Source organism: Bacteroides sp. AM10-21B (genome assembly GCF_003472565.1).
GTDB lineage: Bacteria > Bacteroidota > Bacteroidia > Bacteroidales > Bacteroidaceae > Bacteroides > Bacteroides propionicigenes.
The window spans coordinates 177229-194809 of the sequence record NZ_QRME01000004.1 but is presented as its reverse complement, the minus strand read 5'-3'; the positions used below and the strand labels follow the sequence as shown (position 1 = coordinate 194809).

At 45.0% G+C, this 17581-nt stretch carries 16 protein-coding genes; 10 read left to right on the top strand and 6 right to left on the bottom strand.

Going from position 1 to position 17581, the window contains the following annotated elements:
- Positions 1-106: 106 nt before the first annotated feature.
- Complete coding sequence (locus tag DW121_RS06700; RefSeq protein WP_118323421.1) at positions 107-3421, bottom strand: beta-galactosidase; 3315 nt, start codon at positions 3419-3421, stop codon at positions 107-109.
- 315 nt (positions 3422-3736) lie between these two features.
- Here DW121_RS06700 and DW121_RS06695 point away from each other — a divergent pair, with 315 nt between their 5' ends.
- The 3 genes from DW121_RS06695 (at position 3737) to DW121_RS06685 (ending at position 8403) form a co-directional block, all read left to right on the top strand.
- Positions 3737-5893, top strand: a complete 2157-nt coding sequence (locus DW121_RS06695) for an elongation factor G (RefSeq protein WP_117710923.1) — start codon at positions 3737-3739, stop codon at positions 5891-5893.
- 261 nt (positions 5894-6154) lie between these two features.
- Positions 6155-7696 carry a sensor histidine kinase gene (locus DW121_RS06690; protein ID WP_117710922.1) on the top strand — a complete coding sequence of 514 codons (1542 nt, stop codon included), beginning with the start codon at positions 6155-6157 and terminating at the stop codon, positions 7694-7696.
- Between the two features lie 5 nt (positions 7697-7701).
- Complete coding sequence (locus DW121_RS06685; protein WP_009123069.1) at positions 7702-8403, top strand: response regulator transcription factor; 702 nt, start codon at positions 7702-7704, stop codon at positions 8401-8403.
- A gap of 80 nt (positions 8404-8483) precedes the next feature.
- Here the strand turns inward: DW121_RS06685 and DW121_RS15690 are convergent, their stop codons facing one another.
- Together DW121_RS15690 and DW121_RS06680 are read right to left on the bottom strand one after the other, a co-directional pair.
- Positions 8484-8660 carry a hypothetical protein gene (locus DW121_RS15690; RefSeq protein WP_004288438.1) on the bottom strand — a complete coding sequence of 59 codons (177 nt, stop codon included), beginning with the start codon at positions 8658-8660 and terminating at the stop codon, positions 8484-8486.
- 153 nt (positions 8661-8813) lie between these two features.
- On the bottom strand, positions 8814-9260 hold the full coding sequence (locus tag DW121_RS06680; protein ID WP_022103713.1) for a MarR family winged helix-turn-helix transcriptional regulator: 447 nt from the start codon (positions 9258-9260) through the stop codon (positions 8814-8816).
- Between the two features lie 148 nt (positions 9261-9408).
- On the opposite strand from DW121_RS06680, the gene rpsF reads away from it, so the two are divergent.
- From rpsF to rplI, 3 genes are read left to right on the top strand one after another with little or no spacing between them, the layout of a single operon-like run.
- Positions 9409-9753, top strand: a complete 345-nt coding sequence (rpsF, locus tag DW121_RS06675; RefSeq protein WP_004288441.1) for a 30S ribosomal protein S6 — start codon at positions 9409-9411, stop codon at positions 9751-9753.
- A gap of 2 nt (positions 9754-9755) precedes the next feature.
- Entirely contained in the window at positions 9756-10028 is a 273-nt protein-coding gene (gene rpsR, locus DW121_RS06670; RefSeq protein WP_004288442.1) for a 30S ribosomal protein S18, read from the top strand.
- 15 nt (positions 10029-10043) lie between these two features.
- Complete coding sequence (rplI, locus tag DW121_RS06665) at positions 10044-10493, top strand: 50S ribosomal protein L9 (protein WP_117710921.1); 450 nt, start codon at positions 10044-10046, stop codon at positions 10491-10493.
- Positions 10494-10769: 276 nt separating this feature from the next.
- On the opposite strand, the gene DW121_RS06660 is transcribed toward rplI, so the two are convergent.
- Both DW121_RS06660 and DW121_RS06650 read right to left on the bottom strand, forming a co-directional pair.
- The gene (locus DW121_RS06660; protein WP_117710920.1) at positions 10770-10979 is read right to left on the bottom strand and encodes a hypothetical protein; all 210 of its coding nucleotides are present in this window, start codon (positions 10977-10979) and stop codon (positions 10770-10772) included.
- 157 nt (positions 10980-11136) lie between these two features.
- Positions 11137-12810, bottom strand: coding sequence for a long-chain fatty acid--CoA ligase (locus tag DW121_RS06650; protein WP_118323420.1), 1674 nt, complete (start codon positions 12808-12810; stop codon positions 11137-11139).
- 84 nt (positions 12811-12894) lie between these two features.
- Between DW121_RS06650 and mtaB the strand changes: the two genes are divergently transcribed.
- Genes mtaB through DW121_RS06630 form a run of 4 tightly spaced genes read left to right on the top strand, consistent with a single transcriptional unit; the run spans position 12895 to position 16728 of the window.
- Positions 12895-14217: a tRNA (N(6)-L-threonylcarbamoyladenosine(37)-C(2))-methylthiotransferase MtaB gene (gene mtaB, locus DW121_RS06645; protein WP_118323350.1), complete on the top strand. Its 1323-nt coding sequence runs from the start codon at positions 12895-12897 to the stop codon at positions 14215-14217.
- Between the two features lie 36 nt (positions 14218-14253).
- Positions 14254-15153: a lysophospholipid acyltransferase family protein gene (locus tag DW121_RS06640; RefSeq protein WP_118323349.1), complete on the top strand. Its 900-nt coding sequence runs from the start codon at positions 14254-14256 to the stop codon at positions 15151-15153.
- On the top strand, positions 15146-16162 hold the full coding sequence (locus DW121_RS06635; RefSeq protein ID WP_118323348.1) for a glycosyltransferase family 2 protein: 1017 nt from the start codon (positions 15146-15148) through the stop codon (positions 16160-16162). The genes DW121_RS06640 and DW121_RS06635 overlap by 8 nt, the downstream gene beginning before the upstream one ends.
- 47 nt (positions 16163-16209) lie before the next feature.
- The gene (locus tag DW121_RS06630; protein WP_117710916.1) at positions 16210-16728 is read left to right on the top strand and encodes a methylglyoxal synthase; all 519 of its coding nucleotides are present in this window, start codon (positions 16210-16212) and stop codon (positions 16726-16728) included.
- A gap of 108 nt (positions 16729-16836) precedes the next feature.
- On the opposite strand, the gene folB is transcribed toward DW121_RS06630, so the two are convergent.
- On the bottom strand, positions 16837-17202 hold the full coding sequence (folB, locus tag DW121_RS06625) for a dihydroneopterin aldolase (RefSeq protein WP_118323347.1): 366 nt from the start codon (positions 17200-17202) through the stop codon (positions 16837-16839).
- Positions 17203-17581: the final 379 nt, after the last annotated feature.

Below are 17581 nucleotides of genomic sequence, written 5' to 3'. Positions count from 1 at the left end.
TAAATGTAAAAAATATTTATAAATGAAAACCGTTTAGGTAGATACTATAACAAAAAGAGAGTTTGTTGGATAAAAAACAAATTCTCTTTTTGTTTATATAATTAGGCTAGAATTTAAAACTCTCCGATTTTACATACACTTTGAAGTCTTTAATGCCTCCGGGCGCTTCATTTTCCATTCGTGGCAGGTACTGAATGCCACTCAATGTGTGTGTAGCTCCTAAATCTATAACCACGGAATGTGGGTATAGGCTGCCTTTGGTCGTACTCCAGTAAGTTGACTCCTGAAGGTCGAACAGCTTGTCGGCAGAACGGTTCACGTGGGCGACCTCCTCGCTGTCGGCATATTCCACAACCCAAGGTTCGCGTGACAGGCGTTCCCCGTCTTTATTCAGCACATACATTTCGGCAATGCAGGCAAGGTTTTTGTTGTCTTGTGCACTAATCGCTTCCAGACAAATGTAGCGTCCGGTAACAGGCTGTTCAAAGCGTACTTCCTGCCAGCCGTTACCCGGCTTGAAGCTTCCGCTGAAGATAGGTCTTTCTCCGGATAAGTCCAGCTTTTCACCTTCTTTACGGTGGGTCAGGGGTTTGCTGACGAGCAACCGGTCGAGCAGCGGCTCGCTCAGTCCCTCGGATTTGGCGGCTTTAGGACCTATGATGTCGAATACAAGTATTTCATTCTTTCCTTTTTTCAACCAGCATCCCGGTACGTAGAGCGTTTGTTGCGGGCCGATTTCCCAGATTCGTCCCAAAGCATACCCGTTGACGTAGACAAGACCTTTGCCCCATGTCTCGAAGTTAAGGAAAGTATCACTCGGCCTCTTTACTTGGAAAGTGGCACGGTAACATCCCGGAATGCGCTGGCCGAGACTGTCCCTCAAAGACTGTATGGGTTGGAACTTCATCTGTTGATAAAACTCGTAAGTATCTTCCAGATTATAAACCTCCCAGTCTTTCAGGTCACAGACGAAAGGATGGTCTTCTACATCCATGGAAATCTCCACGTTGCGGGTGATACCTTTGTAATCCTTGATGGCCCTTCCGAAGTTGATGCGTCCCATGGCTTCCACGAGAATGTCAAGTTGTGCGCCTTTGTTACAGGCGGGCAGGCGCAGTTTCTTTTCTCCGTTCCGGCGGTCTAGTTTGCCGATATACTTACCCTCCAGAAATATCTGTGCATAATCGTGGGCGTCGTTGACTGTGAGAGTGAAGGGGGTTGCCATCCGTGGCAGGTTTGTGCGGTAGAGGATGCTTCCGAATCCCTGGTCGTACTCTTCCATGGTACGGATGTCGCGGTCTTTCTTGGCCGCGGGCAGGTTGGAGAATAGAGGCGCTATCTCTGTAAATTCAAATTCCGGTATACATACAGGCTTGATGAGTGCCGGTACTTTGGATTGTTTTTCGCCGTTCATGTATTTTGCTAACGCTTTTCTCAGTTCCCGGTATTTGGGAGTCGTCTGTCCGGATTCGCTGATAGGTGCGTCGTAATCGTAGGAAGTTACGTCGGGGGCAAATCCGGGTGAGTTAGCTCCTGCCCAATGCCCCCAGTTTGTTCCTCCATGGGTCATATAGAGGCTGAAGGAGATATTTTTTGAGAGCATCTCTTCGATGCCTTTTATCATATCTTCCGCAGGTCTGGTTTCGTGGTTTGCTCCCCATTTGTCGAACCATCCGCTCCAGAATTCGGAGCACATCAGCGGGCTGTCCGGGCGGAGATTTTTCAGTTTGGCGAACTGTTGGTCTATGTTTGCTCCCGTACCGAAGTTCATAGTCCATATCAGGTCGTGCAGTCCGTTCTTGGTAAAGTTGGACGCCCAGTCGCATTGGAAGAGGGTGACGTCGCCGAAGTTGGCACGTACGATGTCTCTGATTTGCGATACGTAGTGTTTGTCTTCCCCATAGGAACCATACTCGTTTTCCACCTGTACCATGATGATAGGACCGCCATTGGCGATGGTCAGGTCAGCCACCTGTCCGGCCACCGCTTTTTCAAATATGCCTACACGTTCTATGAAGTAAGGGTCCGATTCGCGTAAGCGGATATCTTTCTTTTTCAGTAACCACCAGGGCAGTCCTCCCATTTCCCATTCGGCACAGACGTACGGTCCGGGACGGAGGATGACATACATCCCGTTTTGTTGGCAGAGGCGGCAGAATTCTGCCAAGTCATTCTGTCCTGTAAAGTCGAACTCTCCCGGACTCGGTTCGTGTGCATTCCAGAATACATAAAGACAAACGGTATTCATACCCAGCGCCTTGCACAGCTTGATACGCTGGTCCCAATAGGGCTTGGGTATGCGTGGATAATGCAGTTCCGCGGCTTTTACAACGAAAGGTTTGCCGTTCAACAGGAAGGTGCCTTGTCCGGCTTCAAAACGGGGTTGGTCTTCAAAACAATCTAAATTCCATTTGTCTTTCCAAGGAATGGTGATTCGATTGTCTTTAAAATAAATCGGAAGCCATACATAGCGTGAGCTTTCCAAGTCCTTCTTGTTCCAGCGGTCGAACATGGCAATGTATGCGTTCTTTTTACCCATGACTTGCTGCACATAAGTACTTTGTGCATAGAATGTTTTGTCTGCATCCGGCCCGGTACAAGGATTGCCGATGGTATGCCATTCACCCATAATGGAGTCGGCTATGGCCAGTTCCGCCTGATTGGGATCCCAGCCAGTACAGCCGGAAGAAAGAAGGTAATATTTGCCGTTATGCTTGAATACGGCAGGGGCTTCCCTACTTTTTCCAATGAAATTGCGGGTGTACCGTCCGGTGGGTCTCAGATAATCGTCTGTGAGTTCACTGATATAAAGCGTTTCATTATTTTCGGATGAGTAAAATTGATAGGCTTTGCCGTTGTCGTCTACAAAAACGGTTTGGTCGCGGCTCATGGCATTATTCGGACGGAAGCTGCCTAAGTAGGTGAATTGTCCGGTAGGAGAGTCGCTGACAGCAACTCCGGCACATGCTTTACTGTAATCGGCACTTTCCACATGTGCCCACATTACAAACTTCTTTGTTCTTTCATTGTATATGACTTTGGGACGTTCCAATACTTTACTGGGATGCAGATCGTGTGACGTATCGTCTTTTACTGCTGGGAGTACGATGCCTTCGAACTTCCAGTTCAACAGGTCTTTTGAGGAGTAACAGCCAACGCCGGTTATATCTGTTCGATAACATTCCCATGTGCCCCATTGGGGTAGGATGGTCTTGCCTTTTTTGTATTCGCCATACCAATAGTAGGTTCCTTTGTGATAAAGTATTCCGCCTCCGTGGGCATTGATGGGGTTACCATCCGTATCTTTCCATACTTCGCCCGGTGTGATAGCATAGTTGATAGGAGGGGCTGTTGTCTGTGCCTTGACCGGTAAACAGGAAAGTCCCGTAATGAATACCATGCTCCAAATAAGTGTTTTCATAGTGTAATCTATGTTGATATCGTTTGAATTAATTTTATCTGTTTGCAAAGATACAAGAAAAAAAGGTTGCGGATAGGAGAATAATATGTCAAAAAAGACCAATAATACATCGTTATACTCATTTTTGCGGGTTTGTAATCCGATACTTTCTGTAAGTTCTTCTTATATATAAGGTGTATGGCTGATGTGTTGCATAACATTGTTTAGTAACACAGACGTTTTATTGCTTTTCTTTTGATTAATTTCTAATTTGCGGCTCACTAAAATAATGGCATACGGAAGCATGCTGAGTATTCACTTTAAATCTTATATATCATGAAAGTATATCAGACGAATGAAATTAAGAACATTGCCCTCCTTGGCAATGACGGCTCGGGTAAAACCACTCTCACGGAAGCGCTGCTCTTTGAGAGTGGTATTATAAAACGTCGCGGCAGAATTACTGCCAAGAATACGGTCAGCGATTACTTCCCGGTGGAACAGGAATATGGCTATTCTGTGTTTTCCACCGTTTATCATGTGGAATGGAATGGTAAGAAACTGAATATCATAGACTGTCCGGGGAGTGACGACTTTGTGGGAGCGGCCATGACGGCGCTCAATGTAACCGATACGGCTATTCTGTTGCTGAATGGGCAATACGGCCCCGAGGTAGGTACTCAAAATCATTTCCGCTATACGGAGAAGCTGGGCAAACCGGTTATCTTCCTTGTAAACCAGCTCGACCATGAGAAGTGCGACTATGATATGGTACTGGAACAGCTGCAGTCAATTTATGGTTCTAAGGTAGTTCCCGTTCAATATCCGTTGGCTACCGGACCGAATTTCAATTCGTTGATTGATGTGCTTCTGATGAAAAAATATTCGTGGGGACCGGAAGGTGGAGCGCCCACTATAGAAGATGTTCCCGCTGAGGAAATGGAGAAAGCAACTGCCATGCATAAAGCATTGGTAGAGGCAGCTGCCGAACACGATGAAACTTTAATGGAGAAATTCTTCGAACAGGATTCCCTGACCGAAGACGAAATGCGTGAGGGTATCCGTAAAGGGCTGGCTTCTCGCGGTATGTTCCCTGTATTCTGCGTGTGTGCGGGAAAGGATATGGGTGTGCGCCGTTTGATGGAGTTCTTGGGTAATGTTGTTCCGTTTGTAGACGAAATGCCTCCGGTACACAATACACGCGGTGAAGTGGTGAAACCCGACTCCAACGGACCTACTTCCTTGTATTTCTTTAAGACTGCCGTTGAACCGCATATCGGTGACGTACAGTATTTCAAGGTGATGAGCGGCAAAGTGCACGAAGGAGATGACTTTACCAATGCCGACCGTGGCTCTAAAGAACGCATTGCGCAGATTTACGCATGTGCGGGAGCCAACCGTATCAAGGTGGAAGAAATGGTGGCCGGTGATATCGGCTGTACGGTGAAGCTGAAAGATGTGCATACGGGCAATACACTGAATGCCAAAGGCGCTGAAAACCGTTTCAACTTTATTAAATATCCGAATTCCAAATATTCCCGCGCTATCAAACCACTGAATGAAGCCGATACGGAAAAAATGATGGCTATCTTGAACCGTATGCGCGAGGAAGATCCGACATGGGTTATTGACCAGTCTAAAGAATTGCGTCAGACCATTGTACACGGGCAGGGTGAATTCCATCTGCGTACGTTGAAGTGGCGTTTGGAGAATAATGAAAAATTGCAGATTAAGTTTGAAGAACCGAGAATTCCGTATCGTGAAACTATCACGAAGGCTTCTCGAGCCGACTATCGCCATAAAAAACAATCCGGTGGTGCCGGTCAGTTTGGTGAAGTTCACTTGATTGTAGAACCTTATTATGAAGGTATGCCGATGCCGGAAACTTATAAGTTCAACGGACAGGAGTTCAAGATGAACGTGAAGGGTGTTGAGGAAGTTCCGTTGGAATGGGGTGGCAAACTGGTATTTGTAAACAGTATTGTGGGCGGTTCTATTGATGCCCGCTTCATGCCGGCCATTCTGAAAGGTATCATGTCTCGTATGGAACAAGGTCCGTTGACCGGTTCGTATGCCCGTGACGTACGTGTCATCGTGTACGACGGTAAGATGCACCCGGTAGATTCCAATGAAATCTCCTTTATGTTGGCAGGACGCAATGCGTTCAGTGAAGCGTTTAAGAATGCCGGTCCGAAGATTCTGGAACCGATATATGATGTAGAGGTGTTTGTTCCTTCCGATAAGATGGGTGATGTAATGGGCGACCTGCAGGGACGCCGTGCCATGATTATGGGTATGAACAGCGAAGCCGGCTATGAAAAGCTGATTGCTAAGGTTCCTTTGAAAGAAATGTCCTCGTATTCTACGGCATTGAGTTCATTGACGGGCGGTCGTGCTTCGTTCATTATGAAGTTCGCCAGCTATGAGCTTGTTCCGAGTGATGTACAGGATAAACTAATCAAAGAATTTGAAGCAAAACAAGCTGAAGAATAGAAAAATTAATAAATAGTTAAAGCCGTCGTTCGCTCATTGTGGGGGAATGGCGGCTTTTTTATTAACACTGATTAAGAACATAGGGAAATGTGAATGTTAATATTTAATTTTTTATTAAATTTGCAAACCAAAGGTGTCTCATTTTGTTATAATGCTCGTAATACAACTTAAAAAACCTTCTACGGTTAATTAACGAGAACACCCGGTTAAATCAGGTTAATTTGTTAGGAGTGTTAATTAGGGAGTGTTAATTTTGTGACTATGAAAAAGTCGACAATATGGATATTAGGCGTCGTTATGGGCCTTTCTTTCATCAGTTTGCTGTATCTGCAGATTAGCTATATTGAGGAAATGGTGAAGATGCGTAACGAGCAATTTGATGAATCGGTGAAGCGCGCTTTAATGGCAGCTTCAAAAGATGTGGAGTCTGCGGAGGTTGACCGCTGGTTGCGGGAGGATATCTCCGAAGCGGAAAAGAGAGCGTGGGAACAGAGTTCGCAAGGTAAAGGCGTAGCTCGGACGCAGAGCTTTACAGTGACATTGCCGGATGGGACCAGATATTCGGCTGTTGAACTGAAAACATTTACCAACGAGGCCTCGGAATTGCCGAGGGCAATGATATCGCGTAAGCATGGGACGAAAACGATACCTCAAACATCACGTTCGTTGGCAGATGCCATAAAGAATCGTTATTTGTATCAACGGGCTTTGCTGGATGAGGTGGCGTGGCAGATGATATACCGTGCCAGTGACAAGCCGATAGAGGAACGGGTAAATTTTAAGAATTTAGACCAGTATTTGAAATCGGGATTGATTGACAACGGTATTGAGTTGAATTATCACTTCAAGGTGATAGACCGGGACGGCAGGGAAGTATATCGCTGCTCGGATTATAGTGATGAAGGCGGTGAGAGTTCTTACTCACAACCCTTGTTTCTGAACGATCCGCCTGCACGTATGAGTATCGTCAAGATACATTTTCCGGGTAAACAGGATTATATTTTCGATTCGGTCAGCTTTATGATTCCGTCGATGATATTTACTTTTGTTCTGTTGATAACGTTCATCTTCACGATTTATATCGTGTTCCGGCAAAAGAAGCTGACTGAAATGAAGAATGACTTTATTAATAATATGACGCACGAGTTCAAAACACCGATTTCGACCATTTCGTTGGCGGCGCAGATGTTGAAAGACCCGGCAGTTGGTAAATCACCGGCAATGTTCCAGCATATATCGGGCGTTATTAATGATGAAACGAAACGACTTAGGTTCCAAGTGGAGAAAGTTCTCCAAATGTCGATGTTCGACCGGCAGAAGGCGACATTGAAAATGAAAGAACTGGATGCCAATGAACTGATTACCGGAGTAATCAATACGTTTACCTTGAAGGTGGAACGGTACAACGGAAAGATTGAGTCGGAACTGAAAGCAACCGATCCGGTTATTTTTGCGGATGAAATGCATATTACGAATGTGATTTTCAACCTCATGGATAATGCGGTGAAGTACAAAAGACCGGATGCAGACTTGCAGTTAATGGTGAAGACCTGGAACGAACCGGGCAAACTGATGATTTCTGTGCAAGACAACGGTATAGGTATTAAGAAAGAAAATTTGAAAAAGATATTTGATAAGTTCTATCGCGTGCATACAGGTAATCTGCACGATGTTAAAGGCTTCGGGCTTGGACTGGCTTATGTAAGAAAGATTATTCAGGATCATAAGGGAACCATCCGTGCGGAAAGTGAGCTGAATGTTGGAACTAAATTTATTATTGCATTACCTTTATTAAAAAATTGATTGATATGGATGAGAAACTGCGTATTTTATTGTGCGAAGATGATGAGAATCTTGGCATGCTTTTAAGAGAATATTTACAGGCTAAAGGCTATGCAGCCGAGTTATATCCTGATGGAGAGGCCGGATATAAGGCTTTCCTGAAAAACAAATATGACTTGTGCGTATTTGACGTAATGATGCCGAAGAAAGACGGTTTTACATTGGCGCAAGAAGTTCGTGCTGCAAATGCTGAAATCCCCGTTATCTTCTTGACAGCCAAAACTTTGAAAGAAGATATTTTGGAAGGTTTCAAAATCGGTGCGGATGATTACATCACCAAACCGTTCAGTATGGAAGAACTTACTTTCAGAATTGAGGCTATCTTGAGACGTGTTCGTGGCAAGAAGAACAAAGAAAGTAGTATTTACAAGATTGGTAAGTTTACTTTTGACACTCAGAAACAGATTTTGTCAACACCGGAGAAACAGACTAAATTGACTACAAAAGAGTCGGAATTGCTGGGCTTGCTTTGTGCGCATGCTAATGAAATCTTGCAGCGTGACTTTGCATTGAAGACTATCTGGATTGATGATAACTACTTCAATGCACGCAGCATGGACGTATATATTACCAAACTGCGTAAGCACCTGAAAGAAGATGAATCTATTGAGATTATCAATATTCACGGAAAGGGATATAAACTTATTACTCCGGAAGCTGAGTCCTAACGGGCTCGGTCTCCAGACAGTGGAAAATAAAAAAAGGCGGTTGCATTGCAATCGCCTTTTTTTATTTCTTTTTCTCGGTATTAATCAGCAATTCTCTTGTTGATAAGGATGTAAGAAATCAATCCTATTACAACTAAAACAGCGCTGGTTCCCAGAATCGCGTTGTTATTTACATTGCCGGTAAAAGAACATGCAACCAAGATTACAGCTCCTACCAAGATTAATATCAATCCCAGATTTTTTAATAAGCCTTTCATATGTGTGTATTTTAATAGATTATTATTTTCGTATTCTTGTCACAAAGAAAAGCATAATTCTTTAACAAGCGAAATTATTTTTGCAAAAAAACTATTATTCAACCTAATTTAATGAAGAACGAAGGACAAAATAATTTTTCATTCTTCATTTTCCTAGTCTTTCGTATTGAAAAATATTTTTCTCAGCACTTCCTGGCTCACACTTAGTTCTTCAATAGTAATACCTTGTAATGCTTCTTTCAGTGTTTGATTGGCAATGACACGAGCACGCTCCTCCAACTCCTTACCGTCTTTGGTAAGGTGTATCAGATTGGTGCGGCGGTCTTTTTTATCAGAAATGCGTACTACAAGATGCTGGCGTTCCATGTTGTCTATGAGACGGGTCATGCTGGGCTTGTCTTTAAAAGTTGCATTACACAACTCTTGTTGTGTCACCCCGTCTTTTTCCCATAAGAAGATGAGGACAGTCCATTGTTCGGGAGTGATTTCCAAACCGTTCTGTCTGAAGTTGCGTGATAATTTGCGGTTAATGGCTGCGGATACTTTGCCATTGAGTATGGCAAATATCAGCCGGATATCAAAGTTGAATTGCTCTATCATGAAATTATTGTTTAAACAACTTTGCAAATATAGTATAAGTTGGATACAATACAAAATAAGTCCGCTTATTTTTGTAGTTCAAAATAAAATGCTTACCTTTGCACCCGCATTTAATAAACGAATAATTTATTTATTTAATTAAACGAGTATGAATCAATACGAAACCGTTTTCATTTTGACTCCCGTTTTGTCTGATGTTCAGATGAAGGAAGCGGTAGAAAAATTCAAAGGCATCCTTACTGCTGAAGGTGCTGAGATTGTAAATGAAGAAAACTGGGGACTGAAAAAGCTGGCTTATCCAATCCAGAAGAAGTCAACCGGTTTCTATCAGCTGATTGAGTTCAATGCAGAACCTACTGTAATTGAGAAACTGGAATTAAACTTCCGTCGTGACGAGCGCGTTATCCGCTTCTTGACTTTCAAGCAAGACAAGTACGCTGCTGAATACGCTGCAAAGAGAAGAAGTGTTAAATCAACTAAAAAGGAGGATTAATCATGGCACAACAAGTTCAATCAGAAATCAGATATTTAACTCCGCCCTCAGTAGACGTTAAGAAGAAAAAATACTGCCGTTTCAAAAAGAGCGGTATTAAGTACATCGATTACAAAGATCCTGAATTCTTGAAGAAATTCTTGAATGAACAAGGTAAAATCCTTCCGCGTCGTATTACAGGTACTTCTTTGAAGTTCCAACGTCGTGTAGCTCAAGCTGTGAAGAGAGCACGTCACTTGGCGTTGCTGCCTTATGTAACTGACATGATGAAATAATAGGAGGAGGAAAGTATGGAAATTATATTGAAAGAAGACATAGTAAACTTGGGTTATAAGAACGATATCGTAACCGTTAAGTCCGGTTATGGTCGTAACTACCTCATCCCGACAGGAAAAGCTGTCATTGCTTCTCCTGCTGCAAAGAAAATGCTGGCTGAAGAGTTGAAACAACGCGCTCACAAGTTGGAGAAAATCAAAAAGGATGCTGAAGAACTGGCTGCTAAACTGGAAGGCGTATCTTTGAAGATTGCTACTAAGGTTAGCGCAACCGGCACTATCTTCGGTTCAGTTGGTAATATCCAGATTGCTGAAGAGCTGGCTAAATTGGGTCACAACATCGATCGTAAGATTATCGTTGTTAAAGACGCAGTGAAGGAAATTGGTAACTACAAAGCTATCGTTAAATTGCACAAGGAAGTTTCTGTAGAAATTCCTTTCGAAGTAGTTGCTGAAGAAGCATAATATAGAATTCTATATAAAGGGAGAAGCCCGGTTTCTGAAAAGAGACCGGGCTTTTTTTTGATTTCCAGTCATTCAGAGCGAAGCGAAGAATCTCCTTTCTTGGTGGATATAGGGAAGAGATTCTTCGCTTCGCTCTGAATGACTGGAAATGGTAAAACTGTTTTGTAGGTCACTTGCAAAACTATGTGGAGAAATAGATATACTTACGGGCATAAAAAAAGTCTGCCCGTACTTTCGTACGTCAGACTTTCAATTCTCTCTAATGTTGTACTGAAATTATTCAGCTACAACTGCTGCGCTATCTACTGCAGTAGTATCAGCTACTGCTGCGGCTGCTGCTTCAGCTGCGGCTGCTTCTACAGCTGCGATTGAGTCAGCGATGCGGATTGAGTCAGCTGTTGCTTGTTCAGCGTTAGCTGCTTTGTTACCACAAGATGCGAAAGATACTGCTACGATAGCTACGGCCATCAAAACTAATTTTTTCATTTTCTTTACTTTTAAAACGTAATACAATCAATTGCTTTATTAAAACGATGCAAAGGTATGTACTTTTTAGATACGTTGTTCTTAAAACCCCAACTTTTTTTATAATTTTTTTTGAGGATAGCCCGTTTTTTGCGCTTTTGGTATGTTTTATAACATATTAAACCTCTGCAATGCTGTTATATAGATACCTTTTGATACTTCTTTTGGGCGTTTTTTCAAATTCTGTCGGATAAAGCTGTATTTGGCTGACCTTTTCGTAAGCGGCAACGCTGTTATTCAGGTTTTTGAGATTTTCGTCCATAATGGTCTTTATATTCTCCGGATTATTCAGTCCTAAGGAGTCCAGAGCTTCATAGTCGGCATAGACTAAGGCTACCAGTTTCTTGTTGCGTTCAATAACAAGGCTTTCCAAAACAAACGGCATATTATTGAGACGAGCCTCTATTTCCTCCGGGAAAATATTTTGTCCGCTGGAGCTAAGAATCATCGTTTTGCTACGTCCGCGTATGTAGAGATTGTTGTTTTCGTCCAAAGTGCCTAAATCACCGGTACGCAACCAGCCGTCTTCGGTAAACACTTCTTTGGTGGCTTCCTGATTCTTGTAGTAGCCGGCCATTACATTTTCACCGCGCACTTGTATTTCTCCGAGGCGGTCGTCCGGATTTTCCTTGTAGATACGGGCTTCCATGATGTCAAGCACCCGTCCGGAGGAGGTCGGTACAAATTCATTCCATGGGGCGTAGCTGATAAGCGGAGCGCATTCTGTCATGCCGTAACCGATGGTAAACGGAAATTTGATACGATGAAAGAACTCTTCCACTTCCGGATTCATGGCGGCGCCGCCAATGATAACTTCCTTGAACCTGCCCCCCAGCGCATCTACCAGTTTCTTACGGATTTGTCCGTATATCTGTCCGTCCAGCAATGGGATGCTGAGCGCCCATTTCATTGATTTTTTATTGATAATGGGTTGGATGACATTCTTGTATATCTTTTCGATAACGAGGGGTACGGTTATAATCAGATTCGGTTTTACTTCTTCAAATGCTTTCATCAGGATTTTGGGAGAGGGCACTTTGCCCAACAGTGTGACGTGAGTACCCACGGCAGTGGCGGTCAGAAAATCGAAAGCGCAACCGTAAGCATGAGCTAATGGCAGGAACGAAAGCACTTTATCACCTTTCTTCAGTAATTCGGTGCGAATGCCGAAAGTTACGTTTCCTGCCAGATTATTTCCTGTCAGCATAACGCCTTTGCTGAAACCGGTAGTGCCGGAGGTGTAGTTCAGCAACATTATCTTGTCATTGGAGAGCTCCGTATAGGTTACATCTTTTTGTGTGAAACCATTCGGATAGGTTTCTTCCATTTTGTCATCCAAGCGTCTGAGGAAGCGTTGGATAGTCTCTCCGTCACGCTGGTACAAACAGCGGAAATCATTGAGAGAGAATACGCCGCGCAAGCCGGTAAGCCGTTCCTCCTCCAGATGTTCCCAAATGGCATCGCTGGTAAAAAGGAATACGGATTCGGAATGGTTGACGATATGATGTACGTCATTGGGGTTGAAGTCCTGCAGGATAGGAACCACGATGCCGCCATAGGTGATAACGGCCATATAGGCAATGCACCAGCGGGCGTTGTTCTTGCCGATAACGGCGATTTTGTCGCCGCGGCGCAGGCTGCAATGCTTGAACAGCAAGTGCAATTTGGCAATTTCTTGCGCTACTTCTCCATAGGTGTAGCTTTCGTTTTCTCCATAATCGGTGTAGCAGGGGAGATCCCAATTCTCGCGGAAACTATGCTCGTATAGCTTGATAAAGTTTTCTTGTATCATTGCACGTTTTTTGATGAATTGTGCAAAAGTAGGAAAAATATAATAATAATGTGTACCTTTGTCGTGAAAATGTGATTTAGGCTCATGATAGATACCAATATATTTCAAGATAAGACAGCGGTTTACTATACGTTGGGTTGCAAGCTGAACTTCTCTGAAACCTCGACTATCGGTAAGATTTTGCGGGAGGCAGGAGTGCGTACGGCACGCAAGGGAGAGAAAGCGGATATATGTGTGGTTAATACCTGTTCGGTGACCGAGGTGGCGGACAAGAAGTGCCGTCAGGCTATCCATCGGTTGGTGAAGCAACATCCGGGCGCCTTTGTGGTGGTGACGGGCTGCTATGCCCAGCTGAAGCCTGATGCTGTGGCAAAGATAGAAGGGGTGGATGTGGTTCTGGGTGCGGAGCAAAAGAAAGACCTGCTTCAGTATCTGGGCGATTTGCAAAAACACGAAAGCGGCGAGGCTTACACCTCTGCTTTGAAAGATATACGTTCGTTTGCTCCGTCGTGTTCGCGCGGCGACCGCACCCGTTTCTTCCTGAAGGTGCAGGACGGTTGCGATTATTACTGTTCTTATTGCACCATACCTTTTGCCCGCGGGCGCAGCCGCAACGGAAGTATTGCTTCCCTTGTGGAACAGGCCCGTCAGGCGGCGGCCGAAGGCGGTAAGGAAATTGTATTGACCGGAGTCAACATAGGCGATTTCGGCAAGACGACGGGTGAAACCTTTTTTGATTTGGTGAAAGCGTTGGACGAGGTGGAGGGTATCGAACGTTATCGTATTTCTTCTATCGAACCTAATCTGCTGACGGATGAAATCATAGAGTTCGTGTCCCGTTCCAAACGGTTCATGCCCCATTTCCACATCCCGTTGCAGTCGGGTAGCGATGAAGTGCTGAAGCTGATGCGCAGACGGTATGACACGGCTTTGTTCGCTTCTAAGGTGAAGAAGATAAAGGAAGTGATGCCCGATGCTTTTATCGGGGTGGATGTGATTGTAGGCACGCGCGGAGAGACGGAAGAATACTTTGAACAGGCATACCGTTTCATCCGGAGCTTGGACGTGACGCAGCTTCATGTGTTCAGCTATTCCGAGCGTCCGGGTACGCAGGCTTTAAAGATAGACTATGTGGTATCTTCCGAAGAAAAACACAGGCGCAGCCAGCTTCTGCTGGAGTTGTCGGAGGAAAAGACACGTGCGTTCTATGCCCGTCATATCGGACAGACGATGCCGGTTTTGTTGGAGCGCTCCAAGCCGGGAACACCGATGCACGGCTTCACTCCGAATTATATCCGGGTGGAAGTTCCGCATGATGATGCGCTGGACAATCAAGTGGTTTCGGTGCGTATGGGCGAGTTCAATGAAGACGGCACGGCGCTTTTGGGCGTGCTTGGCGGTGAGTGATGAGGGTTTAGTGATAAGTGATTAGTAATTAGCGAAGTGAAATCGAGATTAATCTATTGGCTGACTTATGCGGGTATGTGGCTGTTGGCACTGCTGCCTTTCAAGGCGCTCTATGCGCTGTCCGACGGATTTTGCTTTTTGATGCACCACGTTGCCCATTACCGGCGAAGGGTGGTGCGTAATAATCTGCGCAATGCATTTCCGGAAAAGTCCGAAGCCGAGTTACGGGCGATAGAACGTAAGTTCTACCGTTACATCTGCGATTATATGCTGGAGGAGGTAAAGATGCTGCGTATGTCTTTCGAAGAGCTTTGCCGCCGCATGAAGTATGAGAATAAGGAAGAGTTCCTTGCCATGATTGAAAAACATGGCGGCATCGTGTTGCTCATTCCCCATTATGCGAATTTTGAATGGATTATAGGCATGGGCGCTGTCATGCAGGAAGGAGACATACCGGTGCAAATCTACAAACCGCTGCATAACAGATATCTGGATGCGATGTTCAAGCGCATTCGTGCCCGTTTCGGCGGTTACAATGTGCCGAAACATTCTACGGCGCGTGAAATTATAAAACTGCGTCGTGACAATAAGCGCGTGGCGGTAGGAATGATTACCGACCAGTCTCCCAATATTAATGAGGCGCATTATTGGACCACTTTCCTGAATCAAGATACCGGCTTCATGGACGGTGCCGAGCGCATAGCCAAACTGATGGACTTCCCTGTGTTTTATTGTGAACTGAAGAAACAGGACAGAGGATATTGCAACGTACAATTTGACTTGATAACTGAAACTCCCAAAGAAACAGCTGACGGGGAGATAACGGAACTTTTTGCCCGCCGTCTGGAACAAACCATTCATCGTGAACCGGCTTACTGGTTCTGGTCGCACAAACGTTGGAAACTAAAGCGTGAGGATGCCGTGAGACATGGATAAGATAGCCGTTGTCATATTGAACTGGAATGGATGTGAAATGCTTCGCTCATTTCTTCCTTCCGTGGTGCGCTATTCCGAGGCGGATGGCGCGGTGGTCTATGTGGCGGATAACGGCTCGACGGATGATTCCGTTGAAATGCTTCGCCGGGAGTTCCCTTCCGTACACCTTATTATATTAGACCGTAATCAGGGATTTGCCGAAGGCTACAACTTGGCTTTGCAACAAGTGTCCGCCGAATATGTGGTACTGCTGAACTCCGATGTGGAAGTGACCGGGCACTGGCTTGCGCCACTTGTAAGCTATATGGATGCACATCCCGAAGTGGCGGCGTGTCAGCCTAAGATACGCAGTTGGCGGCATAAGGAGCTGTTTGAGTATGCAGGTGCTGCAGGCGGATTTATAGACCGCTACGGTTATCCCTTTTGCCGGGGACGCATAATGGGAGTAGTGGAGCGTGACACCGGACAATATGATACTGTCATTCCGGTGTTTTGGGCTACGGGGGCTGCGCTGTTCATCCGTCAGAAAGACTATCAAGATGCAGGCGGGCTGGACGGACGCTTCTTTGCCCATATGGAGGAGATAGACCTGTGCTGGCGGCTTCGTGCCCGTGGGCGGATGTTGGTCTGTGTGCCTCTGAGTACCGTCTACCACGTGGGCGGCGCAACATTAAAGAAAGAGAATCCCCGTAAGACTTTTCTCAATTTCCGTAACAATCTTGTAATGCTGTATAAGAATCTGCCGCAGGAAGAACTGGCTTCTGTGATGCGCGTGCGTGCAGCGCTCGATTATGTGGCGGCACTGAACTTTCTGCTGAAAGGCGAGTTTTCAAATATGTGGGCGGTGATTCGTGCACGTCGTGCTTTCCATTCGCTCCGTCCCTCGTTTGCGGCAGCCCGCGAAGAGAATCTGAAAAAAACATCCCTCCTGATAATCCCCGAACGGGCAAAAAACAGTATCTTGGCACAGTTTTATCTGCATGGGAAGAGACTCTTCTCCCGCTTGTAAGAACTGTAATCTGTTTCTGATTGTTTATTTTTTAAAGTTACTTGCTTATGGACAAATTGGTTAGAAAGATTGGATTGGTGGCGCATGATGCCATGAAGAAAGACCTTATAGAATGGGTACTTTGGAATTCGGAGTTATTGATGGGGCATAAATTCTATTGCACAGGCACTACGGGAACGCTTATTCTGGAAGCCCTGAAAGAGAAGCATCCCGATGTGGAGTGGGATTTTACCATCCTCAAGTCCGGTCCTTTGGGCGGTGACCAGCAAATGGGTTCGCGCATTGTGGACGGAGAGATAGATTATCTTTTCTTCTTTACAGACCCCATGACTTTGCAGCCGCACGATACGGACGTCAAGGCCCTGACGCGCCTTGCCGGGGTGGAGAACATTGTGTTCTGCTGCAACCGCAGTACGGCAGACCATATCATTTCGAGTCCGTTATTCATTGACCCTACTTACGAACGTACCGTTCCCGATTATAGCACCTATGCCAAGAGGTTCGAAAACAAACCGGTTGTTGCCGAGGCGGTGGAGTCGGCAAAGAAACGGAAACGGAAGAAATAACATCTATTTAGATTTGTGCCACCGTGGTGGCACAGTTTTGCCATTGGGTTGGCACGGTTGTGCCATCGAATAGGCAAAGTTGTGCCATCACGATGGCACAACTTTGCTCTATGCAGTTCTTTCTGCGTTGATTTCTACTCCTGCCGCTTCAATATCCGCTCCCATTGGCGGATTCCGTTTGGACAGTTTCAGGTCTATACTTTCTACGGTAGGAAAATCGCGGAACAGGCGTTCTACAATGCGTCCGCAAACGTGTTCCAATAATTTGGAAGGGATAGCCATCTCTTCCTTCACTGCTTCATACACATCGGCATAACTCACCGTGTTTGTCACATCGTCTGTCTCTGCGGCGAGGGTGATATCCGTTTTTAGTCTTAAATCAATGATAAAGTCATTGCCTACTATGGTTTCCTGTTCACCAACGCCATGATAGGCGAAGAAGTGCATCCGGTCTAAAAATATGTAGCTGGTCATGCTCAATGAATATATTTCTTAAAGTACAAACATATGGATAAAATCTTTGTTCTACAACAATCAGGGCGTGAATGCCGAATATTTTGATAAAAAAAAGACGTGAGTTTTTTCTTTTTAATAATATTTCTATACCTTTGAGGAAAATTCAGTGGCGACTGAAGTTTGATTTTTTAGAGAAAGTATTATTAGAAGCGTTGTGCTTTGTCCTCTTCGATGAAAACCTAGGAAATTTTCATTTAGATAGATGTAGGACAGCACAGTGGATTCTCACGTTTACAGCGTGGGACTGCTGTCTGTTTACATCTTATCGGGCTTTCCTAGGGCCTTCATCGGAGAAACAGCACGCAGCTCCACGTTTCTGTTTTTAGATAACCGGTCC